We start from the raw sequence: 24,883 nt of genomic DNA, 5'->3' as shown, positions 1-24,883 counted from the left end.
CTGTACCATTCTTCAAAGTTTTGCCGTTTAGCTTGACCGTTACACCAGGCTTCTTTGCCTTGCCGTCATAAGCGTAGATCGAAGTTGAAAGTGTCACGCTTGCCTTTAAAATGCTAATTCTTGAAAGTGCAGGGATCTCAGCCGTTTCAAGAATTTTCTTGCAGGCAGTACATTCCTTGTGTTTTGAGCCTTTAACTCCGATAGAAGCCGCCTTGTCGACTATCCAACCGCTTGACTTGTGACCTGTGGCTGGGATAGTTTCGGTGTAGGAGTCACCGCATGAGCAGGTGTATTTTACTGTGCCTGCGGTGGTGCAGGTGGCGTTGCTGAGAACTGTTTTTGTATAGCTGTGTTCATGATAATCGTCAAGCGCAAATGGTGAGAGCTTGTAAAGGGTCGGTGCTGAATTATTTGTGACATACCATTTTACCATGCCGTCACTGCATACAATAGGTTGACAATCTGAAAGTCCGAAGGAGTGAGAAATGGCTTTGGTAACAGTTTTGCCGTTTGAGTCAACTGTCATTGTCTTTGTGGCGGTCTTGCCTGTGGAACTGTTGTATTCTTCCCACATAACAAGGAACAGATTGTCATTTATCTTTATAAGCTGAGGGGTGCGGCAGGTCACTTTACTTGATGTGCCGTAGTTTGTGAGGGCAATGTTCTGTGTACCGTTGAAAAGCTCGTCTGTGACGCTTATGTAAACATTTCTTGTCTTACAATTGCTTGAAACGTCTTTTGCATAGGCTATCAGACAGTTTCCGCTGCCAAGCTCAAAACCGCCTATTGAAGCGCCCGTGTAGTTGCTTTTGTTCATATCGAACTTAACAGGGATAGAAACGTTCACGGCGGTTGATTTTCCGTCAGCCTTATATTTTGTGAGAGTAATGCCGTTTACAGAGAGGTAAGAGCCGTTCATTGTGTAGTTGCTTGATTCTGAGTGGTCAACTCTGTAGATGTATTTTCCGCTTTCGTCAGCTTTGATGAATTGGTTGAACGAGTGGCTAACATAGCCGTCTGTAAGATTTGAAACGTCATACATTGAGTCGGTCAGGGACATGGAGGATTCGTCAATGGTGAAAAGCATATTTGCCTGATGATTTATGCCGTCGCTGTCAGCATACATCTCATGGCAGGTGTAAACATAAAGCTTTCCGCCTGCTTCTTCCATTCTCAGTGAGCCTGCCGAGAACGGCTTTGTTGTATTGACACCTGAGATACTGCATGAATTTACTTTGCTCCAGCTCTTGGTGTATTTGACTACTCTCACAACTTCCTTGCTGTCGCTTTCGGCAGTGTTGTTCTGACCGAACACGAGATAGTTATAGTCTTTTCCTGAATAAAAGCCACCAAATATGTTAAGCTCTTTTGAAATAGTGCGTTGTGAGATCAGCTTTTTGCCGTCTGCGGAGTAGTTTTCTACCACAATGCCGCTTGATGTGTTTTCAAGCCTTGTGAGCGTTTCGTCGCTGTTTTGTACAAGATAAGAGTTTGTGACAGATGACCATGTGTTGTAATGGTTATCTGAAGCATTGTCTGTTGTACGTCCGCTGAGTATAGTGGCAGAGCCTTTTGTGTCGCTATCCATAGGCGTAACTGTCACTGTACAGCTTGCTTTCACACTGTTGTCAGTGGTAGCCGTTATTGTGCATACGCCTGCCTTGTTTCCGTACACCTTGCCGTCTTTTGTAACCGAAGCCACAGAATTATCACTGCTTGACCATGTGAAGCCGTAGTCTATATCGGAATTGCTTCTTGCAGAAAGTTTAAGGCTGTTGCCCGTTTTGAGCGTGGCAGAAGAATTTGAAATCGTAACACTGCTAGGCATTTTCCAAGCAATATTCTCTTCGTAGAAATTGCCGTCAGTATCACGCTCTATGGCTGTCACGGTGCCGTTCGTATAATACAAAGCGAAAACAGGATAAGCTGTTTTATATGAAGCCACCTGCTTGAAATCATTGTTGAACTCCATAAGAGTGTTGTTGTTTACATACATGATAGTGCTGTCATTTTCGCTGTTGTATACAGTTCTTGTTCCAACGCTGTTGTAGAGATCATTTTTGTTTTCATGTTCCGCTCTTGAAACGCTTCCAAAGAGAGATAATGTATTATCTGTTGATGTATGGAATTTGGCAGAGTCCACGATGTTTACAGTGCCGCTTGCAGAAGAAGTCCACGCAAGCTTGCCGTTGCCAAGCATTTGTGCGTTGTCATAATGATAATCGTAATATTTCTGATAGAAATAGTCGATAGATTTATCAGACACGGTTATTTTGTTATTTGAAATGTTTCCAAAGCCAAGGGCGTTCATTTTGTGAGTATAGCCCCAATAAACGTAATCAGCGTTTCTTTCAAAATAGAAGTTTCCGTTTGTGCTGTCAAAGCCTGAGAACTTTGTTATGGCAACTTCGGTGCTGCAGGAGGACAGCTTATTTCCGTTTGAGTCCAGGACAAATAGATTATCGCCCTTTTCAGCACCACTGCTGTCTGTTACATAGTAATATATCCTGCCGTTATTGTCAACGCCAAAACAGTTTGGGTAATTTAAAATACCATTGGGGGTATACTTGCTCACATTAACGCTTTTGGTCACCTTTTCCGTATCGGTGTCAAAGGTCTTTATGTAATAAGAATATGACGAGCCCTTCACGCTGGAATTGTATGTGCTGGTATCTCTTTCGATATAATAGATCTTGGAGTTGTTGGCATATACATTTATAATGTCACCAAGCGTTGCTACAGTTCTCACGGAGTTGTTGGAAAAGCTATAGAATTTAATTAGCTTCTTGTAGTTTTCCACAGTATAATAGTATAGTCCGTTTTTAGTGGCAGAAACCACGTTTACGAAAACCTGATCGGAGCTGTTAAAAGTCAGAAAATCTGACGGTATTTTTACGGCGCCGTTTGCAGAATAAGCCTGAGCTGATATAGCGGTGTTCCCCAATATGCCGTTAATGCTTTCTGGAAGCGGAAGCAGTGCGGCAGAAGCTGTTATAATAAAAGCTGTAAGTCCTGCGGCGATTTTTTTAGTCAACATATTTATCCCTCTTTACTATGATCTTTACCCCGACCCTATGTGTATATTATACTACTTTTTTTGCCTGATTTCAAGTAAAAAGCTCCGCCACAGCGAAATGCCACGGCGGAGTTTTTAGGACTTTTAGGAGAAATTACTTGTTGCCTGTTGTCTTGTAAGCGTCGATCATCTTCTTGCTGGTGAGTCCAGAACGCCGAGCATATCTTTCTCCGTTCCTAATGTATGTCATCGGCTCTGATTCACCTGTCAGAAGTTTAATTTCCAGTTTCATTGTGTTCTTATTTATTGGAACTACACTTATACGGTCTATGACTGCCTTTGCCATTTCGTCGACTTGTTCCTTGTTCATTGGTAGGCTAGGATCATACATTTCACGGAAGTATTTTTCAATCCGCTTTATAGCTTTTGCATAACTATTGTCGTTTTCGCTTTTCTTTTCGATAAATCTTATCTGATGTTCTATTCCTTTTATTAGTTCACTGCTCTCGGTATTACGTTTTGTAAATTCTGATTTTGTGATAAGCTCCTCCATATAGAGCTCCAGCAGTTTATCACGCTTTTTATTTTCCTTTTCCAGTGTTGCTTTCAGGCCGCTTACCTGCCGCATTGCCTCGGCAGAGCGGTCTGATTCTTTATATATCCGAAGAAATGTTTCAACATAATCCTCAAGGTTTTCAGCCACGTCCTTGAAAAATCCCGACAGTATGCTGTAAAGTTCCGATTCCATTATTGCAAATGACGCACAGCTTTTTGCACCTTCTTTCTTTTTTTCTGAGCATATCCATTGATATATTGGCTGACCTTTTGATACGCTGTTTGAGTAACTTGTCCTCCAATATGGCTTGTCGTGAGCTGCACACCATATCTTACCGGTGAAGACACTTGTGTCTTTAAATGAGTGTTCACGGCTTTTTATGGCAGCACTTCTTGTTTCAAATATTCTGTTGCACTTGTTCCATGTTTCCTCAGATACTATGGCAGGTACGACTTCGCCTGTTTCGTCTTTGTACATCACCCATTCTTCTTTGGGTAAAAAACGCTGTTCTTTTGTGCGGTAGTCAACTATTCTTACTTTGTTACCACAGTAAAATCCTTTATATTTTGGGTTTTGTATAATGCCTGAAACGGTGTTGTGATGTATCCTTGTACCATTGCGTCCACGGTAGCCCTTATCATATAGTATTCGTTCTATCTTTCTGACGCTCATATCACCAGTAGAGTAAAGGTCAAATATCATTCTTACCATTTCTGCTTCAGGTTCGTTTATGACAAGTTTACAGTCATCTTTATCATAGCCGAATATACGATTGTTGCCCATAACATTTCCGCTTTCTATTGAACGCTTGTGACCCCAGCGAACACGTTCAGAAAGTTTCCTGACTTCATCAGCGGCGATGCTTGACATTATAGTAAGACGCATTTCGCTGTCAGAATCAATGGTACAAATGTTATCATTTTGGAAGAAGACCCCTACCCCTGCTCGGATAAGATCACGGGTATAGGTAAGGCTGTCGATAGTATTTCTTGCGAAACGGCTGACTTCTTTTGTAAGTACAAGGTCAAACCTTCCTGCTTTTCCATCTTCGATCATTCTCATAAATTCAGCACGGTTTTCAGCGTGTTCTCCTCTGACCCTGTCAACATACCCCTCAATGTAATTCCAATTTGGGTTTGACTTTATCATCTCTGTAAAGAAGTTTATCTGATTTTCAATAGAGTTTTCCTGTTCATCACGGGTCGTTGATACTCGTGCATAAAATGTAACATTGATTTCAAGATCAAAAATTGTTTTCCGCTCACGTTTCATAAGGTCAGCGGCTGCATAAATATCCATTAAAATTCTCCTTTCGTCAAAGCCTTGACTGATTGTTTTGACTTTGATTTTGTTTAGTTAATATGATTATACCATGCCGACAGCACAGGGTCAATGGCACGGAATAACTTACCTGTGGCAATATGTAGCAATGCCTTTCGGCACTGCATTTGCGGTCATGCCGCCAGTCTTTCGATCATCATTATCATTCTGTTGTACTTTTTGATGTCGATCTCGCCGCTGTTGAGCAGCAGCTTAGTCCAAGCAGCCAGGGTTTTCTTCTTCATTTCCAGCTTGGAATAGGGACTTTTCGGATTTTTACTCAATAGACATCTCTCCTTTTCCATTTGCATCAGTAATATTTTCTCACACTCATCAAAAATTATCCATTTGTTTTTCACTGTTTTTCCAGTCAATGATATCACAAAAACTTTGAAATAGTAATCACCAACTGCAACAAAAAACTTGCTTGATTTTATTGCATTTATACCTTTCGACGCCGACACGATAGCACGCATTTACGCTGTTTCAGCCTGATTTTAGCGGTGTGCGACCTCTGAATTATCAAGGACCTGTTTTTACGACCCCATTGACTTCTCGACCTTGTCGTATCTCGCAAACTGCGTATTTACGGCACTTTAGCGGACAGCTTTGCTGTCCGCTGTGAGTGTTTCGGGGGCTGCGACCCCGAAACTTTAACTTGCAATGAAATATTTAGCTTTGGTGGTTATAGCTCTAGCTGCTGAATTGTGAAAAGTACATAATTGCTCAAATCGTCGAGTTCGACTTGCACAAGCTAACCTTATTTAAAATATCGCTCACAGCGGCTCACAAATCGCTTGTGTGTGGTTTTGGTGAGTTTCTGCTAAACTTACCAGACTGATTTTTTTAGCCCACAAATCGCCCCACGTTCGCTGATTTGGGTTGACAGTAAACATTGATTTAACTTTTTACTGTCACTACTGTCAAGCTCACGGTCGTAATGAAGAATTATCAGCCTGCCGTTTCTAGTTCGCTTGTACTGAAAATCTATCCCGTACTTTCTGAGTGTGTAGCCGTTCTGAACCAGATCTCTTGTAACTCTGTTTGGATAAAATGTTTCATCAGAAACACTTTTCAGTTTCTCTATAAGTTCTGACGCCGTACCTGAAAAATCAACTTTCTTTTTGATGTAAACATACAATGCCGCAAGAAAAATGTTGTCCTTACTTTTTGGAGCGGTCGGCTCATCGGTAACGACCCACTTTTTCAAATCACTATCGAACTGCAAATTAATTTCTGCGTTTTCAATATCACGTCCTACACAATAAAGTTTTGCATTACGGCTGCCACGTTTTGTTTCGATCAGAACCATACTTCCGTCTACACAGCCGCTCAGTCCTGTCGAACCTGAGATCATATTGAACGGGTCGCTGTCTTTGCATTTTCTTGTGTGATGAACCACTATGACAGTTATCTCAAGCTTGTCTGCAAGAGCTTTCAGAACGGATAGGTCTTTGTAGTCTGAACCATAGCTTGAATCTGTTGAACCACGAACCATTTGCAGAGTGTCAATGAACACAATTTTTAGACCGCAATGTTCAATTTTAAAACTTTCGATTTGTTCTTCAAGTCCGTTGCCGATAGATTCAGACATAACAGAGAAGTACAAATTTTCAGTTGGCACATCAGTTATTTCATACAAGCGATTTTGAATACGAACGTAGCTATCCTCTAAACACAAATACAATGCCGTGCCCTGCAATGTTTTCTGACCTAAAACACTTTCTCCTTTCGCTATTGACAGGCACATATCCAGTGCCAGCCAAGACTTTCCGACCTTTGGTGCTCCTGCTAAGATATACAGACCTTGTGCAAGCAAGCCGTCTATAACGAACTCTATTGGCTTGTACACCGTAGTCATTATTTCTTCGCAGGATCTTGTGCTAAGTTTTTTCAAATTATCATTCCTCCTATTCTGTTTTCAAGTTTCTGTTATTGTCACTGAACATAGCGAAATTTATATTCAAAACAAAAAGCTCGCAAAGACTCTTAAAATCTTTACGAGCTTATATTATTCTCCATTCTTATGGTATCGCATTTTAATACGTTTGTCAATAGTCATGGTCCATTTTCATTGTTTTGCACAGGAGATTTGATTTTGACACGGGGGTAAGATGTGCGTTTTCGCCGTCGCACTGTGAGATACCCCCTATGTCAAAACGTTATTAATTTAACAGAAACGAATTTTTAGAGAACTTTTGCCTTAATAATATTCTTAATTTAATAATTTAATAATACAGTAACCATCCCGTGAACTTCACAAATGGAAAAAGTCTTTTTGTATTTCTCAAGCTTTCCTTGATAATCATTTTTGCGGTTGTCAAGAAGTATTATTTCAGCTTTTGAAACATCAGCATTATCCAAAAGATATACATTATCAAATTTGTAAAGCGACGGTATTATATATGTGTCTGCATATATGCAGACGGTTTTGTCTATGGTGTCGATAAATTCGTTAGTCTGCGTTATAAGTGCGGTGTTTTCATATCGTTCGGTGTATAACTGTATTTTATCACTAACTGTAACCGAGAAAAGTATGACCGCTGACATTGCGGATATAAGTAATACCTTTCGTTTCTGCTTTAATGTTGATACCTCTTTAACAAAAGCACAGAAAAGCATTGCTCCGCTTCCGAAAACGTATTGGTAATCTACATTATATTGATATGTGTAGTCTGTGCTGAGGTTAACGATTATCAGCGGAACGAGCAAAAACAGATCTGACGCTTTGTTTATTTTAAAGCAAACAAAAATAAAAGGCACTGTCATCAACAGCAGGAAAAGCAGTTTATCTACTGTTATCAGATTTGACACAAAATATGCCGGGTTCTTTATGACGTTTAAGATCACCGCAATAAGTCCGCTGTCGTTTTCGGCCAAGTAAATGTCATATCGGTTTACTTTTACACCCTCGCCAAAAATGTTTATGTATAAATTTGTGCCAATAAAGCCAAGTATGCCGATTATAGTGATAAGTAAACCGCTGGTCTTTTTCTTTTTGGAAAACAAGGAATACAGACCTAGGCAAATGATGTATACCCCTGCGTCCTCTTTGACTGAGAGTATAAGCAGACACGCTGCAACTTCACCAATGTGATTTTTCTTGCACATAAAATAATACAGCCACAATATAAATGCAGGTAAAAACATATTCTCGTGGATATCAAAAAACTGAGAACTGCAAAATGCAGGGTAGAAAAGATATATTATGCTGCACAAAACGGTGTCAGTTCTGCCGAGCTTGTAAAGCCTGCATATTTTTATCAGCGGCAATACTCCGCTTGCAATGATAAGCACTTGCAATATGACTAAAACAACCGAGTTTCTAAATATCATATATATTGGCAGTAGCAAATACCAGCAGGGTGAGAAATGCACATTGAAATGTGACATAAGCACATTTCGTTCGACCGTGGTGTATTGCTTGTCCGTTTTACTCATATATTCAAACATTTGCAGAAAAATTCCCATATCAAAGCACGATGATTCATAGCTTTTTAGTCTGCATACGGTGCCGATCATCAATATTGTTACTGATATCACCGTGAACAACAGAACTGAAATTATCTCCGTTTTTCGGCATTTTAATATTTCAGTTTCCTTTATATCAGCAAACCTAAATATTATTATAGCCAAAACAGCAATGCAGGCAAAGCCGAAATATGCTGTGGTATTGGTCATTTTCCATATTGATATCAACGAATAAGCAAATATCAATCATGTCAAAAGCAAATTTAAATTAACTCTTTTGAAAACAGTTATAAGGCAAAGTGTTGCTGAAAATGCGATGGTGGGAATGACTAATTGCAGCAGCGAAATGTTCGATACATAATACTTTGAGATAGGATCGGCGTCGCTGATAAGCATGGTATACAAACAGCCAAGAATATATCCGCATAAAATATACGAGAGGAGGTTTTGTTTGTTACTGAACATTGACGTCAAACTCCGAAAGGGTTATTTTATATGCAGAGTAATTTTTTAAATAAAAAGTGTGGTCGCCGTCTTTATTAGCGGTAAAATTTATCTCGTTGCCTGCAGTCTTGTCACAGAAAATTCTGTGTTCTGTTCCGTCCTGATAGTAGCCTAGTTCAATATACTCTCCGTCTTTGTCTGAATAATCAGAGGACAGGTCAAGTTCGATCTTTATAGTTATTTTTTGACCTTCATTCACGAAAACAGGCTCTTTTGTTACCATTTCACCATTGTTAAAGGTGTGGGTCGAACTTAGCTCGTCATCGATATTAATGTCAACAAAAGAGCAGAGGATAAGCGTGCTCAAAGTTATAGCAACAAGTATTATAATATTTGCATATGACTTCTTTTTCTTGGCAGTTATCTCGTTTATCCTAGTTTTCACCTTTTCTTTTTGTGAATACAAACACGCTGAAAATGCTGTATCTTGTTTACCATTTTCACATCTGTTTATCAGCATACCGCAGTAGTTATATTTCTCGGTATCATTCATCTCCTTGACAACTTTTTCGTCGCAAGCTATCTCAGACAGCAAATTCATACTGCGTGAAAGCTTGTATGCAAGCGGATCAAACCAATTGATTATACAAACGACCTGCATTACTATCCTTATGAATATATCGTGATTAAGATAGTGAAATTTTTCGTGCATACATACCACATCATAATTATCAGCTGCGATATTGTCAGGAAGAATTATTACAGGGGCGAACACGCCCATAAGCATAGGGCTTGAAATGCCTGGGCACTTTTTTACTTTCAGGCTTTTATTGCCGCATTTGTATACACCATTTTTTGTTGCCCAGCGGTCAACAAAGCGCTTTAAGGCAAGGTACTTGTAAATGCAAACAAAGCTGTTGAAAGCTACACCAATACACCAGACCGCAACAAGAAAAGGCATTATCTTCTTGACAGCTGGAATATGCTGCGTTTCTGTAAAAATGTATTTTTGTACGTAAATATTCTGAACTACGTCAGCGGTGACAGCCTGGTGAGGAATAAGAGTGGTCAGGTCTAAGGGGAATATTATCAGCAATGACAACGCTGAACATACCTTGTAGAATGATAATTTTTGACGCTTTTTGCCTACAGCTAAAAATATTTTACAGCAAAGATACAGGCACACTATCAGTACATTGCTCCGTATAAAATATGTAAATAAATTATTTATCATTATTTCTGTCCTTTACTTCTTCAAGAAAACGTATCAGCTCATCGATATCCTGACTGCTTAGCTTATCAGTTTCGTATAGATTTGTAACAAGGCTTGAAAGTGAGTTGTTATGGACCGAGCCAAAGAAATTTTCTGTTTCAAATTTAAGATAATCCGATTGGGATACCAGCGAATAATACTGACGCTCCTTACCTGTTTTCTCCGTTCTTAAAAATCCTTTTTCAATAAGGCGTTTAAGAAATGATGTGAGAGTTGGTAATTTCCAATTATGGTCGCTCATTTTTTCTGCTATCTGAGAACTTGTGACAGGTTCGCTCATACTCCAAATAGTTTTCATTATCTCAAATTCCGCATCTGGAAGTTTTTTTATTTGGTTTATCATTACACACCTCCGTATTAGACGTTTGTCTATAACGATATTATACACTTGTCTAAAATGCAAGTCAAGTTATGATGTGATGATTTTACAATTATTTAATATTTTCGACAATGCAATGATTCCTGTACTCTATCTTTAATATAAAAAATAATAAAGAGTGATAGCACTTAAGAATAACATAATTTCATTTTCATGACATCTATCTAGATATATTTACCATTGACTTTTTAGAAAAAATCGCATATAATAGTATTAACAGAACCCGACACGCCTCTTAGCAATGCGTACCACGTCGGGTCGTTTAATTATTAGGGGACTTTTTTATGCAGCTTAAAGAACAGCAACCATCAATGAATGTTGATCAACAAATCGAGAACTTGAAAATGCTTGGGTTGAGAATTGTCAATGAAGAATATGCACGTCGAATTCTTAATGATATTTCATATTTCCGCTTGATAAAAGCATATGATCTTGGACTAAAAGGTAAAAATAAAAATTTTGATGGTTCTATATCCTTTGAACAAATCGTTGAGTTATACCTGTTTAACGCCAACTTCAGGCAACTCTTATTTACTTGGATAGAGCAAATCGAAGTTAATCTCAGGTGTAGGGTAGCTAATCATTTCTCACATATTTATGGTGTACTAGGATATGAAGATCCGGATAATTTTAATGATCCTGGCTATCACTATGATTTTCTTTGTGAGATAAAAAAGGAAATATCCAGAAATAGCAAAGCCCCTTTTGTTAAGAATTTCAAAAATAATTATACTGACGGCAAAATTCCGTTTTACGCTTTGGTGGAGCTGTTCAGTTTCGGTACGCTCTCAAAGTTTTATAAAAATATGAAACCTCAGGACAAAAAAGCCGTTGCAACGTTGTATGGCGTGGGATATACTTATCTTGAAAGCTGGGTCGAACACATTGCTTTTGTGCGGAATATTTGTGCACACTATGGACGTTTGTATAATGTTAATCTTGCTAAAACGCCAAAGCTATATAAGCAATATACAGAAAAGGGGATAAGCAGTATCCGTGTATTTGCAACTCTTCTTTGCATAAAACATCTAATAACTAATGATCAACATTGGACAGCGTTTGTGGACAAACTAGATAAACTTTTTCACAAGTACCCTCACGTTGATAAAAAACTTATGGGATTTCCAGATGATTGGGTTAACATATTGAAAGAATAAACATTGAAACATCGCATTTGTTTTTACAAATGCGATGTTTTGATAAGAAAATATATCGTTGTGCTGCTCCTATACTGACAGTCTAACGGCATATGTAATCTCGATGCAATGACCTGTGTTTCTTACGCTGTTTCGGGTAAATATCCATTGTTGTTCAGGACTAATTATTTTGACCATCTGACCGCCTACAGAGCCGACCTCACGAGCTGTAAGATCGCCGTTGTAGCCCTGCTTGAGGTTTACGCCAACTTCGTTAGCTGCTTCCATCTTGAACTTGTTGAGTGTTTCTCTGCCTTCCTGAGTTGTGATACCTTTCATTTTCGTATCTCCTTTTCATTTGTTTTTCGGGCTTGCAATAATATTATATGTCTGCATGATTTGATTATAAGAGGTAATTTATAGAACGAAATGGGGCGGTTTTTGGAATGAAAAAAATTAAAAGCTAAAATTAGTATGATTTTAAACGGAGCAAAATTCAAAAAAAATCATTTACATATAAATTATACTTCTTTTGGAAATTGTGTGATTTTGTATAGTCACTGTTTTCAATTGTCAAAATACCACTGGACACAGTGATTACATGCCCTGCACTGCTGCTGCCGTATTTCAGCACATAACCGTTGAGATCAAGGGTGACGGTGCGGTTGACCACTAATGTGGTGTAAATGGTAATGTCTGACGTCAGTTTGACTGTTCCGTATGAAGCTTATCTGATTGCTGAAACCAGTTCCGCCGCTGTGGAAACTTCCGCCGTCCCACTCGCTGCCATATTATCCTCGGCAAATACACTTGTCGACACAAGGCAAAGAACCATACAAAGGGTGAGCAGGATGCTGAGTATTCGTTTTTTCATTTCTTGCTACCTCCGTTTTGTATATGTCGGCTCAATCAAGAGCAATGATTGTAATATTATAGACAGCACCGTTCAGCTGTGTGCCGGGGGTCAACTGGATAAATTCATATTGCAGCACAATATCACTGCCGGCATTGTAGATGCGGTTGAATGCAAACGGCATCCACACTCGTGAATTATCTGCATCGTTCATATACCTTTCGATCAATGTATCATTAAGAATGCCTTGTCTGCCTTTCAATACTACCGAGTACCATCCACCCATGTCGTGAGAAATGCAGACCGAACCGCTGAATGAAATACTGTATGTATGTCCGGCTTTCAGCGTTACGGTTCTATTGGCTCGATCCCATACAAAAAGTCCTCCGGAATTGCAATCTTCAAACAACTGAAGCGGCTGATTGAATGAAGCGCCGGTGCCGCCGTTTGAGGCGTGAAAATACCCCGAACAGCTGCCGTTCTGACCGGCATCGCCCTTGTCGCCTTTATCTCCTTTTTCGCCTTTATCTCCCTTGTCGCCTTTGTCTCCCTTGTCGCCTTTGTCTCCCTTTTCGCCGTCTGTGCCGTCAACACCGTCTGTGCCGTCAATGCCTGCGGCTTTTACGCTGGTGTCGGTTTCTCCAATCCACCAGTTGCCGTTTTCACCAATGAAGGGGGTGTTGCCGTCCGCGCCATCGGAGCCGTTTTGTCCGTTTGTTCCGTCCTTGCCGTCGGCTCCGTCTTTTCCGTTTATACCATCCTTGCCGTCAAGACCTTTCAAAACCGAAAGATCGTACAGGTTCAGCCATATTTCATCGCCGACATAGCGCCACTGCAGGGTGTTTTCACTTACACGGAACTCCGGTGTCTTTCCGTTTGCTCCGTCTGCACCTTTCTGCCCGGTGGGGCCTGTGATGTCGGCTATCGCCACAAGGTCCTGCCACTCATCGCCCTCGTAACGCCACTGTATGTGGGTTTCAGCTCGCTGCACCTCTATGCTTTTGGCGTTAATGCCGTCAGAGCCGTCTTTACCATTTTTACCGTCTGCTCCGTTTTCTCCGGCAGTGCCCCGCAGCTCGGTAAGCGCCACAAGGTTGTGCCAGTCGGCTTCGTCGCTGTATTTCCACTGAATCGCCGTGCCGTTGTTTCGCACCTCCGGCAGTGCGTCGCCTGTTTTTGCCGCCTTGCTCCATCCTATTGCAAGCACGCTGCAAAGCACCAAAAGAGCGGTGCAAAGCGCCAAAAGTGTACCTGTGAGTAGTTTTTTTCTTGTTTTCATCTTTTTTCCTCCGTTCGGAATTGTTTATCACGGCGGAGCTTTGCACCGCTGCCTACGCCGTAAATGAGCGGCGGTCGATAGGCTTATGCTTGGTTTGCTTTGTACTTATCCACAAACAGGGCGACCCCCTGTTTTAAGACCTCCATCTGGGTTTTCAGATAATATTCATCCTCAAACATCGCATAATGAACGCAGGCGCGGACGAATATAAAGATCAGCGGCGTGATGACCGTATAGGGAATGCCGATCTTCGGCTCCAGCCGCTTGGCGTACTCGGTATAGCGTTCGTTCACGCCCTCAAAGAATTTCTTGCCGTACTCGATATACTTCGGGTGCGTATATATCTGATACATCAGGCGATATTTTTTTCCGTGCTTTTTTGCTGTCCAATACGGGACCTCCTTCACAAAACGGACAACATCCTCGGGGTCGGTGGGTGCCATCTCCATAAAGTCGTCCTCAACCTTTTCCATACAGTATGCCGTTGACTCAATGATCAGTTCATCAAGGTTTTTAAAATACGAATACAAATTTGCTTTCGTGCATCCGCACGCATCGGCTAGTGCTTTAATTCCTGTGCCTGTGAGCCCGTTTTCCGCATAGCACTCGAAGCACTTTTCCATTAGTTCACGTTTCCGCTCATTGTGCTGTTGCTCAGTTGTTTTCATGTTGCTTCGCTCCTTTTATGCGTACCGACCGTTCGTTTATGATTAGTATAACACAGATTTGTAACAAAGTCAAGAATTATTCAAAAAATGAAGAAAATAAAGTTTCAACATGATCTTATAAAAAAGTCCTTACAGCAGAAAGAAAATAGCGGCTTACCTCAACGATCAAAACCGTACTAATAAATATGTCCATAAGACTTATGGAAAGATGGGATAGGCTTATTGACTTTCCATGTTCTCATATGATATAATAAATTCATATTAACACAACATTTCTGTTCAGGGGGTATATCAAATGAAAAAGCAAAATGCAGGGCTTATCGCTCTGAGTATCGTTTTTATTCTTATGGGTGGTTTCTCTACTATCTATAATCTCAGCAAGTATGTTTCAAACAGGGTTTTCATGTCAAGTGCTGAGAAAACCACAGGCTATGTGAAGTGGATAGACCATGAGTTGAAAACTTGGGGACATAACAAAAAGGCAAGCAACAAAGCTGAAACATATTACATAACTGTCGCTTTTGATGTTGGCGGCAAGGAGTACACAAGAGAGATCTTCACAGGCACATATTATGTGAGTCAGAACGAAAAAGTGAACGTGTATTACAACACTGATAAAAATGGTGAGCCTGATAAGGTCGTGACCGATATTGATAATGATAAAAGACCGTATCTTACTTGGCCGCTGATACTTTTGCTTGGCATTGTGCTACTTGTGCTTACTAAGAAAAATATTATCTCAGTGGGGAGAAAGAGATAAAAAAGTAATCATTAAAATAGTAACCAAAAGAAACTTTGTGCAACTAAATAACAGAAAAGCAGAAAGGAGATCTTTATGAAGGTGATCTATAAATGTGCCGCCATTTTGACGGCGGCGATATTGTCAGTGCAGTTTCCTTGCGCAGCTTTTGCGGATATGGAGCATGGCGGAGATAATGACAGCCCGAAATTCAAGATGGGCAGGATAATTTTTACTGATAATGGTTATGGCTACGAAAAGGAAGGTCTGGAAAAATCGGAGATCGCTGATGAAGATTTGGTCGATACGGACGACGGGGTTTCAGCTTACGCACAAAAGGCAACGGCTTCGCTGCCTGCGAAATATGACCCCAGATCTAAGAATACGCTGACGACTATCAAAAATCAGTTCCAGACAGGCACTTGCTGGGCGTTTGCGGCACTTTCCTGCACAGAGAGCAATCTTATCCAAAAGGGGCTTGAAAATCAAAACGTGCAGTTTTCTGTGCCGAGCCTTGTCCTCTCTACATATGCTAACGGCGGATTTGACGAGTCAATATGGGATTGCGGCGGAACGTGGATGGATTCGTCCCTTGCTATGGCGGCTCATAGGGGACTTTGCTATGATGAATATGAGCCTTTCGTGTCCGACGGAACGGAAGCCACTATCGTATCTGAGGAGAAAAAGGGCGTTTGCGAATATCAGCTTAATTACGCTTCCACTATCACAGGCGGACGAAACGCCATTAAAAACAAGATAAAAGAGCTTGGCGGAGTAATGGTGAGCTATTATGCAGACGACCTGTATATGACCTTTGATAACAAAAGCTATTACGATCCGGAAACTACAAAATATAGTGGAATAAATCATGCCGTAAGCGTAGTGGGCTGGGACGATAATTATAGCAAGTCAAATTTCCTTGCAGGCTATCAGCCAAAGAAAAACGGGGCATGGCTTGTGAAAGGCTCTTGGGGAGTATCCAGTGGCACGGACGGTTATTACTGGATATCCTATGAAGAGGCAGAAATGACCGATTGGGTGGCGTTCGACCTCACTGAAAGCTGTGATAATAATTACCATTATCCTGCTAATAAGGATAATTCTATATTTTATGTTAGCAATGAAAACAAAATGAGCGGTGCTGATGTTTTTACAGCAAAAAAAGACGAGCTTCTTGACAAAGTGGGCTTTATGTATCTTGGCTACACTGGAAAGTCTGACTACACCGTGCAGGTCTACACTTCTGTTTCAGACAGCACTCCTGTTGGGATACTTGAATGTGAGGTCAGCGGAAAGGTGCAGAGCGACGGCTTTTATACCGTGGATATCCCTGATGTTGAGCTTGACGAGGGCGAAAGATATTCTGTCGTGATGACATTCAGCGGTGATGACGGCTCAGGCTATGTGACCGTTTATGGCTATTCAGACGGGGTCATGAAGCCTGGTCAGGCGTATATTTCCAATGACGGCGACAGTTGGACGGACGTTACCGACAAGGACGCTTATACTGGTCAGCCTATAATATTTGCCTATACCGATGATATAGATAAGTCTGATAAAAGCGAGCTTGAAACACTTGTGGCAAAGTATGAAAAGCAGAGCGGTTATGAGCGTGAGGTCAACAACGGCAAGAAAGTTATTGCAGACGAAAACGCATCAAAGAACGATATTACCAATGCCAAGCTTCTTATAAAGGCAAAGGCGAAAGAGATAAAGGAACAAAGCCTTGTTATAAAGACAGCGACGGATTGGAAAAACTTCGCAAAGCGTGTATCAGGCGGTGAAAGCTTTGCAGGAAAGCGTGTTGTGCTTGAAAAAGACATCGACTTCGGTGGTGCAAAGATATCGGCAGTAGGAACGGCTTCAAAGCCTTTTTGCGGATATTTTGACGGCAACGGACACGTTCTGAAAAACGCTGTTATCCAAAATAATTCTTATGCAGGTCTGTTCGGCTATGCTGAGGACAGAGCGCAGATAAGAGATCTCAGTGCTGAGAAAATAACTGTCAGCGGTAAGTACGCAGGCGGGATCGTAGGTGAATTTGATGCGGTATCTATCCAGCGCTGTACGTTCAGCGGAACTGTCAAGGGTACAAGCTCAGCAGGCGGAATCGTGGGCAAAGCAGGTGGTCTGACCCTGACAGAGTGTGCTTCAGACCTTGCAAAGTCAAGCAGTTCAAATGCTAAAGCTATGGTGGGCAGTATCGATAATGACGCTTTTTATTATGGACAGCAATATGCCGGTTGCTGGTATAATGGCAACTTTTCTGACAGCAAGGTAAAGAAAACGGCTTTGTCTAACGTTACAAGCTCTGCAGCTTATTCGCTGAATACCATTGGCGGAAAGCAGACAGACAGCGGCAGGTGGACAATGGCAGACGGCAAAGCAAGGCTAACTCGTCCTGGGGAGCAGGCTTCGCACAAGATAACATTTGAAGCCCCCGACGGCAAGCATTATGCCTGCACTGATAAGGACGGCAAGGTGAAATATCCTGCTGTCAAAGTGCAAAGCGGTTATGCTCTTAAATGGTACAAGAACGGCATTGCTGTCGATGCGAACACAGTTTATACTGCTGACAGCACAGTAAAGGCAAAGCTTGTTGAAGCAAAATTTGTCACTATCGACTATGTTTTAAATGGCGGCACGAACAGCACAGGCAATCCAGAATACCTCAGCAAAGGCGAAAGCGTGACGCTTTCCGAACCGACAAAAGAGGGTGCAGACTTTGCAGGCTGGTATGATAACGCTGCACTTTCTGGTGAAAGAATAGAAAGCATATCATATTCAGGCGGTGCAAAGACCCTTTATGCCGCATGGAAGCCTTATACATATAACGTTACGTTTGTGGATAAGGACGGCAAGGTGATAAGTCAGCAGACAGTGGAATATGGTAAGTCTGCAAAAGCTCCGAAAGCCCCTGCTATAAAGGGTCTGCGTTTTACAGGCTGGGACAAGGACTATAAAAACGTCACGGAGGATATGACTGTCACAGCGGAGTATTCTGACAGCAAGCTTATTGCAGACTGCGAGATATCAGGCTTCAAGAACAGCTTCACATACACAGGAAAGAATATTGAACAGCCTGACGTAACGCTCACCTATGAGGGCAAAGCGCTTAAAGAGGGCGTGGATTACACTGTTTATTATAAGACCAATCTTAACGCAGGATCTGCAAAAATGACATTTGTTGGAAAAGGCGAATACAGAGGCTCTGTTGCAAAAAGCTTTACTATCCAGCCAAAGGACGCTTCCAAGGTCAAGCTTTATTACGCTACACCACTGTCGTTCACCGGCAAGGAGATAACACCTGATGTGCTTATAAAGGACGGCAATAAGACCCTTGAACGTTATGTTGATTATATGGTGATGTATTTCTCAAACGTGAATGTTGGCACGGGCAAGATAACAGTTGAATTTTACGGAAACTATAAGGGCAAGCAGACCGTTTCTTTTGTTATAAATCCTGCAAAACAGCAGATACAGGTGCTTGAAACAAGATACAAGGGCTTTTTTGTGGATTTTGTGCAGAAAGGATCTGCAACAGGCTATGAGGTCCAGTATGGCACAAGATCTGATTTTTCAAATGCTTCCACATACAGATTCACCACCAACAAGACGGATAAGATGACGGTACTTGGATTAGGGGCTTCAAAGACATATTATGTAAGAGTTCGCTCTTATACTGTCAAGGGCGGAAAGACCTATTACGGCAATTGGTCAGACGCTAAAAGCATTGTGACGGCAAAGACTAATTTTGCAAACGCAAAGGTCAGCGGTATTTCTTCAAAAAGCTTTACCGGCAAGGCGATAACGCAGAAGATCACAGTAAAATACGGCTCAAAGACACTTAAAAACGGCACAGACTACACTGTGAAATATTCTGCAAACACCAAGGTCGGCACCGCAAAGGTGACTATCACAGGCAAGGGCATTTACGGCGGAGTTATCACCAAAAGCTTTGCTATCTATCCTGCAAAGCAGGTGATACAGAAGCTTTACGGCACATATGCAGGCTTCTTTATAGATTATGCACAGAAAGGGTCTGCCACGGGATATGAAATATCATACTCACAGCGTTCCGACTTTAAGGGAGCAAAAAGCGTAAAGGTAACAAACAACCGCACCGATAAAAAGACAGTTTCTGGACTTGCAAGATATCAAAAATATTACGTACGTGTAAGAAGCTACACTGTCAAAGGCGGAAAGACTTATAACGGAGCGTGGTCCGATAGAAAATGGGTCTATACTCAATGATCCGACAGACGATAAAAATGCCCCTGATCATTTTCTGGTCAGGGGTATTTTTTATGCTCAGAAAAGTTCTGCTTTGTACTTGATAGAATCCTCCTCAGTTATCTCACGGATAACTCTGCATGGATTTCCTGCCGCAAGAGAATTTGGCGGTATGTCACGGGTGACAACGCTTCCTGCACCGATAACACAGCCCTCGCCTATGGTAACTCCGCCTGTGATGACAACATTGCTCGCTATCCAGCAGTTGGAGTGTATGGTGATAGGCTTGCCGTATTCATCATCATAAAAAGTGCCGTCAGACTTTTTCTTCATGTTACGCTCCTGCCATCTGAATGGGTGAACAGGTGTGGCAATGGTGCAGTTGGGACCGAAAAACACGTTGTCGCCAATGGTCACAGGGCAGGTGTCAAGCACTGTCAGATTGAAGTTTGCATAGCAGCCTGAGCCGAACTTTGTGAAAACGCCATAGTCAAAATACACAGGACCTTGGAGAAAAAATCCCTCGCCATGGTCGGGCAGAAGCTCGTCAATGATAGCGTTTCTTCTCTCATCATCTTCATACAAACTGCTGTACTGCTGTGAAAGCTTGTGAGCCTTTGTCCTCAATTCTGCAAGCTCCTTGTCGGAGGAGTCATATATCTTGCCCGCAAGCATTTTTTCTTTTTCAGTCATTATAAAACGCCCTTTCTGCGTGTAGTGTCATTTGATTTTGTTGAGAGTATAGCACAAGTTTCAGGCTGTGTCAATAGTTTTTTGGGGGTCGAGTGATAGAATAAAAAATGGTATACAAAAGTGGAGAATGCTTATGGGCAAAGCACTCTCCACTTGATGAGTATACTATTTAAAAAGCTTGGCAGGATAGAAAAAGTTATAGGTAAAATCCCTGCATATAATTTGTGTAAATAAATGTGTCCTCGTCATCAGCGGTATTGTCACCAGCGGGCTTTTTTCTGCCACTAACACAAGAAGCCAAAATTATCAGACCGCCTAGAACAATTGCAACGCTCACTCCAAGGGCTACCAAAACCGCACAGAAAATTTTTACTATCATAAACACCGCTCCAATCATATTTCTCATACTTCGCCATAATTACTATTATGATTATATGCTGGTTTTGCCTGATAATCAATAAAAGCCGTGTAAAATGCAGATAAAAATCAAGTCAGCTTTTGTCTGGAACAAAAATCTTGTGGTAAAAATATTATTCAAAACGTTTCATGATTTAACAATTTTAAATGAAGAAAATTATAGCTTTCAGCTTAGTATAAAATTGCACAAACTGAGCTTTTTGTAAATGGTTAGCATTGTATATTACACTGAAAATGTACGATTTTTGAAAAAATATACATAAGTATGGGGTAAATACTTGACTAGATTAAAATTTTGTGATAAAATTATTAACGTGAATAAGTGTAATTATGGTTACTTATATGAAGTAAATATGGAAGAGGGAAAAATAATGGAAAAAATAGAACCCTTTAAACAAAAAGTATGGCTTGCGTCACCTACAATGCATGGTGAGGAGCTTGAATATGTTACTGAGGCTTATAATACCAACTGGATGTCTACAATCGGTAAGAATATAAATGAGGTCGAGAAGATAGCGGCGGAGAAGTCTGAAGTCAAGTATGCTGTTGGCCTTTCATGCTGCACGGCTGCGCTTCACTTGTGCTGTAAGCTTGCTGGCGAGAGGCTTTATGGCAAGCCTGCTATATCTCATGGCGCTCTTGAGGGCAGGAGAGTTTTTTGCAGCGACATGACCTTTGACGCTACTCTCAACCCAGTTGTTTACGAGGGCGGTATTCCTGTTTTTATCGACACTGACAGAGATACTTGGAACATGGATCCTGTGGCGCTTGAAAAGGCTTTTGAGATGTATCCTGAAGTCAAGCTGGTAGTAAGCGCTGAGTTATACGGTTTTCCTGGAAGAATGGACGAGATAAAGAAGATATGCGAGAAGCATGGTGCGCTTTTGATCGAGGACGCTGCTGAAGCTATGGGTGCTACCATTGACGGCAGACAGTGCGGAAGCTTTGGTGATTACAGCGCTGTAAGCTACAATGGCAATAAGATAATAACAGGTTCTAGTGGCGGATGCTTGCTGACGAACAGCCTTGAAGATGCAAATAAGGCTCGTAAGTGGTCAACGCAGGCTCGTGAGAATGCGGCATGGTATCAGCATGAAGAGGTCGGGTACAACTATCGTATGTCGAATGTTATTGCAGGAGTCGTTCGTGGTCAGTATCCGCATCTTGAGGAGCATATTGCGCAGAAAAAAGCAATATACGAGAGATACAAAGAGGGTCTTAAAGGACTTCCTGTTAAAATGAATCCTATCGTTGAGGGAACAGAGCCAAATTATTGGCTGTCTGCACTTATCATAGATAAAGACGCAATGTGCAAGCAGGTCAGAAATGACAGCGAGGCTTTGTACATCAAAGAAGCCGGCAAGACTTGTCCTACTGAAATTTTGGAAGCGATAGCAAGCATAAATGCAGAGGGAAGACCAATATGGAAGCCAATGCACATGCAGCCTATGTACAGAATGCACGAGTGCGTTGGTCGCAACGGCAGTATCAGATGCCGCACAAATGCTTATATTGCAGGCGGTGCAGAAGATGTAGGCGCTGATATCTTTGACAGAGGCGCTTGCCTGCCTAGTGATAATAAGATGACTGAGGAACAGCAGGAGAGAATTATTTGGGCTATCAGGAGTTGTTTTGAGTAAGGAGAGGCAGTTTGAAAAAGAGTAAGAAATTTGCTTTGCTTACGGGCGCTGTTGTAGGTGCTACTGCAATTGCGGCTCATGTTATGAAGAAAAAAGCTGAGAAAACTACATATGAAGCAGATTTGATAGAGCCTATTGAAAAAAGAAAAATGGGCTTCTATGAGAAGTATGGCAAGAGAATACTCGATATAGCCTGCGCTACGGCTGCTATAGTTGTTTTTTCTCCGCTATATTTGGGCGTTGCAGCTCTTGTTAAACTGAAATTGGGAAGTCCGGTTCTATTTACTCAGGATCGTCCTGGTCTGATTGGCAAAGACGGCAAGGAAACGGTATTTAAAATGTACAAGTTTCGTACTATGACTGATGAACGTGATGAGAATGGTGAGCTTCTTCCAGATGATGTGAGACTCACGAAGTTTGGCAAGTGGCTGAGAAATACAAGTCTTGACGAACTTCCGGAGGCATTTAATATTTTGAATGGTACAATGTCTGTAATTGGTCCACGTCCACAATTAGTCAGAGATATGACCTTTATGACGAAAGAGCAAAGGGCTAGACATACTGCAAAACCAGGTTTGTCAGGCTTGGCTCAGGTAAATGGTCGTAACGGCATTTCATGGGAAGAAAAGCTTGAATGGGATAGAAAATATATTCAGAATGTAAGCTTTGCAGGTGATGTCAAGATCATAGTCGATACTGTTAAGAAAGCTTTTATAAAGCAAGAGGGTATCACTCAGGACGATATGGCTACTGCTGAGGATTTTGGAGATTATTTGCTGAGGATGGGGAAGGTAGGTAAAGAAGAATACGAAGAAAAACAAAAATGTTCGAAAATGGTTTTAAATGAAAAGGAAAATGTAATTAGTGAGAAGTTAACAAGCTATAAATATACAGTTTCTATGTGTGTATATGGTGGTGATAATGCTCAATGGTTTGATGAAGCGGTCAATAGTGTTTTAAAGCAGACTTTACCACCTGATGAGATTGTATTAGTTGTGGACGGCCCAGTGCCAGATAATTTGAATAGGATTATAGAGAAATATGAAGAAGAGCCTATTTTTAATGTAATCCGATTAAAAAATAATCAGGGACATGGTTTTGCAAGAAAAACAGGTTTAAGTGCATGCAAAAATGAACTCGTAGCAATTATGGATGCAGATGATTTGTGCTCAACAAATCGTTTTGAAAAACAGATAGAATCATTTAAAAATCATCCTGAGGTGGATATTGTTGGCGGCATGATTACAGAATTCGTTGGAAATCAAGATGAAATAGTTGGGAAGAGAATTGTGCCTTTACATGATGCAGATGTCAAAACTTATATGAAAAAACGTTGTCCGATGAATTTGGTAACTGTTATGTTCAAAAAAACTTCTGTTGAAGAAGTTGGAGGCTTTATTGATTGGTATTGTGAAGAGGACTATTATCTTTGGATTAGGATGGCATTAGCAAATAAAAGTTTTATGAACATAGATGATGTTCTTGTTAATGTTAGAGTGGGCAAAGAAATGTATCGGCGTCGTGGAGGCATAAAATATTTTCAGAGTGAGGCTAAATTGCAGAAGTTTATGCTTGACAATAACATCATTAACAAGCCAAGATATTTGATAAATATTTCTGAGAGGTTAGTTTTACAGGTGTTAATGCCAAACAAATTAAGAGGGTTTATCTTTCAAAAATTTGCTAGAACGAAGTAAGGGATTTTGATATATGAAAAAATATAAAATTGGGTATACAACTGGAGTATATGATATGTTTCACATAGGGCACCTTAATTTGCTAAGAAGGGCGAAAGAAAGGTGTGATTATTTGATTGTTGGTGTAAGTACCGATAAATTGGTTGAATCATATAAACACAAAAGACCAATAGTTCCATTTGAAGAAAGAATTGCTATTGTTGAGGCAATAAAGTATGTTGATCAAGTAATAGCACAGGAAAATATGGACAAGTATGAGGCCTGGAAAAAGTTACAGTTTGATGCTGTTTTTCATGGTGATGATTGGAAAGGTTCTAATATGTATAATGAAATTGAAAAAAAGCTGGCATCAGTTGGTGTTGATATGGTTTTTTTGCCTCATACGGATGGAACTTCTTCAACGCTGCTTTCTGAAAAGTTAAAAAAAATATAAGAGGGATATTGTGGAAATAGTAGGAACAGATAGATGTTGCGGCTGTAGAGCGTGTGTTCAGGTCTGCCCTAAAGAAGCAGTGACTGTTATTACAGACAAATATGGTTTTGAACAAGTGCAGGTAGATGACAAAAAGTGTGTAAATTGCGGTATTTGTAAAGCAGTTTGTCCGATTATAAATCAGAATAAAAACGACGGTAAATTTTCTTGTGGCTCAGCATATTGTAAAGATGAGTCGATAAGAAAATGGGGATCCAGTGGTGGTTTGTTTGGTTTATTTTCTAGGATGATAGTTAGGCAAGGCGGAGTTGTATATGGTGCGGCTTTTGACGAGAATCTACGTTTGAGGGTGACGCGTGCTGAAACTATAAATGAACTTGAATCTTTGTATAAATCAAAGTATCTGCTTTGTAACACGTTAGGCAGTTTTGAAAAAATTCGAAGAGATTTAGATACTGGTAGATTTGTTTTATACTGTTCATCTCCGTGTCAGATTTCTGCGTTAAAAAATTATCTTCGAAAAGGGTATAATAATCTCTTATGTATTGAATTTGTATGACATGGAGTCGGAGGGCAAAAACAATTTGATGATTCTATTAAGTTTATTGAGCGTAAGAGAGAAATTAAGATATTAAA

General features: G+C 40.8%; 19 protein-coding genes and 1 pseudogene. 7 read left to right on the top strand and 13 right to left on the bottom strand.

Translation table 11 applies throughout. The annotated features are described in order from the left end of the window. The 7 genes from AB5627_RS13105 to AB5627_RS13075 all read right to left on the bottom strand — a co-directional run. A partial coding sequence (locus AB5627_RS13105) for an Ig domain-containing protein (RefSeq protein ID WP_368369891.1) occupies positions 1-3,037 on the bottom strand: 3,037 nt, incomplete at its 3' end. A 133-nt stretch (positions 3,038-3,170) separates the two neighbouring features. Continuing rightward, the gene (locus AB5627_RS13100; RefSeq protein ID WP_022286658.1) at positions 3,171-4,871 is read right to left on the bottom strand and encodes a recombinase family protein; all 1,701 of its coding nucleotides are present in this window, start codon (positions 4,869-4,871) and stop codon (positions 3,171-3,173) included. 155 nt (positions 4,872-5,026) lie between these two features. Further along, positions 5,027-5,176: a hypothetical protein gene (locus tag AB5627_RS13095; protein ID WP_158455053.1), complete on the bottom strand. Its 150-nt coding sequence runs from the start codon at positions 5,174-5,176 to the stop codon at positions 5,027-5,029. A 545-nt stretch (positions 5,177-5,721) separates the two neighbouring features. Next, the gene (locus AB5627_RS13090) at positions 5,722-6,789 is read right to left on the bottom strand and encodes a helicase RepA family protein (RefSeq protein ID WP_265290506.1); all 1,068 of its coding nucleotides are present in this window, start codon (positions 6,787-6,789) and stop codon (positions 5,722-5,724) included. Between the two features lie 323 nt (positions 6,790-7,112). Beyond that, entirely contained in the window at positions 7,113-8,414 is a 1,302-nt protein-coding gene (locus AB5627_RS13085) for a DUF2079 domain-containing protein (RefSeq protein ID WP_288177813.1), read from the bottom strand. A 403-nt stretch (positions 8,415-8,817) separates the two neighbouring features. Continuing rightward, positions 8,818-10,041 (bottom strand): M56 family metallopeptidase, encoded by a 1,224-nt coding sequence (locus AB5627_RS13080; RefSeq protein WP_022287574.1) that lies wholly within the window; start codon positions 10,039-10,041, stop codon positions 8,818-8,820. Continuing rightward, positions 10,031-10,423, bottom strand: coding sequence for a BlaI/MecI/CopY family transcriptional regulator (locus tag AB5627_RS13075; RefSeq protein ID WP_022287573.1), 393 nt, complete (start codon positions 10,421-10,423; stop codon positions 10,031-10,033). The genes AB5627_RS13080 and AB5627_RS13075 overlap by 11 nt, the downstream gene beginning before the upstream one ends. Positions 10,424-10,743: 320 nt before the next feature. Here AB5627_RS13075 and AB5627_RS13070 point away from each other — a divergent pair, with 320 nt between their 5' ends. Next, positions 10,744-11,616 (top strand): Abi family protein, encoded by an 873-nt coding sequence (locus AB5627_RS13070; RefSeq protein WP_022287572.1) that lies wholly within the window; start codon positions 10,744-10,746, stop codon positions 11,614-11,616. A gap of 162 nt (positions 11,617-11,778) precedes the next feature. Here the strand turns inward: AB5627_RS13070 and AB5627_RS13065 are convergent. From AB5627_RS13065 to AB5627_RS13050, 4 genes and pseudogenes are all read right to left on the bottom strand, one after another. Beyond that, positions 11,779-11,934: pseudogene (locus AB5627_RS13065) on the bottom strand (alpha/beta-type small acid-soluble spore protein); the annotation flags it as partial. Between the two features lie 388 nt (positions 11,935-12,322). Further along, positions 12,323-12,469 (bottom strand): hypothetical protein, encoded by a 147-nt coding sequence (locus AB5627_RS13060; protein WP_022287570.1) that lies wholly within the window; start codon positions 12,467-12,469, stop codon positions 12,323-12,325. Positions 12,470-12,500: 31 nt separating this feature from the next. After that, positions 12,501-13,727 (bottom strand): hypothetical protein, encoded by a 1,227-nt coding sequence (locus AB5627_RS13055; protein WP_333635191.1) that lies wholly within the window; start codon positions 13,725-13,727, stop codon positions 12,501-12,503. Between the two features lie 83 nt (positions 13,728-13,810). Continuing rightward, on the bottom strand, positions 13,811-14,395 hold the full coding sequence (locus AB5627_RS13050) for a TetR/AcrR family transcriptional regulator (protein WP_022287568.1): 585 nt from the start codon (positions 14,393-14,395) through the stop codon (positions 13,811-13,813). A 295-nt stretch (positions 14,396-14,690) separates the two neighbouring features. On the opposite strand from AB5627_RS13050, the gene AB5627_RS13045 reads away from it, so the two are divergent. Both AB5627_RS13045 and AB5627_RS13040 read left to right on the top strand, forming a co-directional pair. After that, the gene (locus AB5627_RS13045; protein ID WP_022287567.1) at positions 14,691-15,155 is read left to right on the top strand and encodes a DUF3592 domain-containing protein; all 465 of its coding nucleotides are present in this window, start codon (positions 14,691-14,693) and stop codon (positions 15,153-15,155) included. A 75-nt stretch (positions 15,156-15,230) separates the two neighbouring features. After that, complete coding sequence (locus tag AB5627_RS13040) at positions 15,231-19,388, top strand: C1 family peptidase (protein WP_022287566.1); 4,158 nt, start codon at positions 15,231-15,233, stop codon at positions 19,386-19,388. 57 nt (positions 19,389-19,445) lie between these two features. On the opposite strand, the gene AB5627_RS13035 is transcribed toward AB5627_RS13040, so the two are convergent. Both AB5627_RS13035 and AB5627_RS13030 read right to left on the bottom strand, forming a co-directional pair. Beyond that, positions 19,446-20,060 carry a sugar O-acetyltransferase gene (locus tag AB5627_RS13035; protein ID WP_022287565.1) on the bottom strand — a complete coding sequence of 205 codons (615 nt, stop codon included), beginning with the start codon at positions 20,058-20,060 and terminating at the stop codon, positions 19,446-19,448. A 196-nt stretch (positions 20,061-20,256) separates the two neighbouring features. Continuing rightward, complete coding sequence (locus AB5627_RS13030) at positions 20,257-20,439, bottom strand: hypothetical protein (protein WP_022287564.1); 183 nt, start codon at positions 20,437-20,439, stop codon at positions 20,257-20,259. Positions 20,440-20,848: 409 nt separating this feature from the next. Here AB5627_RS13030 and AB5627_RS13025 point away from each other — a divergent pair, with 409 nt between their 5' ends. Genes AB5627_RS13025 through AB5627_RS13010 form a run of 4 tightly spaced genes read left to right on the top strand, consistent with a single transcriptional unit; the run spans position 20,849 to position 24,806 of the window. Then, positions 20,849-22,117, top strand: coding sequence for a DegT/DnrJ/EryC1/StrS aminotransferase family protein (locus AB5627_RS13025; RefSeq protein WP_022287563.1), 1,269 nt, complete (start codon positions 20,849-20,851; stop codon positions 22,115-22,117). Positions 22,118-22,128: 11 nt separating this feature from the next. Then, positions 22,129-23,814, top strand: coding sequence for a sugar transferase (locus tag AB5627_RS13020; RefSeq protein WP_325213453.1), 1,686 nt, complete (start codon positions 22,129-22,131; stop codon positions 23,812-23,814). Between the two features lie 13 nt (positions 23,815-23,827). Further along, positions 23,828-24,247, top strand: coding sequence for an adenylyltransferase/cytidyltransferase family protein (locus AB5627_RS13015; protein ID WP_265290502.1), 420 nt, complete (start codon positions 23,828-23,830; stop codon positions 24,245-24,247). A 10-nt stretch (positions 24,248-24,257) separates the two neighbouring features. Beyond that, the gene (locus AB5627_RS13010; RefSeq protein WP_265290501.1) at positions 24,258-24,806 is read left to right on the top strand and encodes a 4Fe-4S binding protein; all 549 of its coding nucleotides are present in this window, start codon (positions 24,258-24,260) and stop codon (positions 24,804-24,806) included. Positions 24,807-24,883: the final 77 nt, after the last annotated feature.

The sequence above is a fragment of the Ruminococcus sp. RTP21198st1_G1_RTP21198_201120 genome (assembly GCF_040924265.1).
Classification (GTDB): Bacteria; Bacillota; Clostridia; order Oscillospirales; family Ruminococcaceae; genus Hominimerdicola; species Hominimerdicola aceti.
This window is presented reverse-complemented; position numbering and strand designations above follow the sequence as displayed.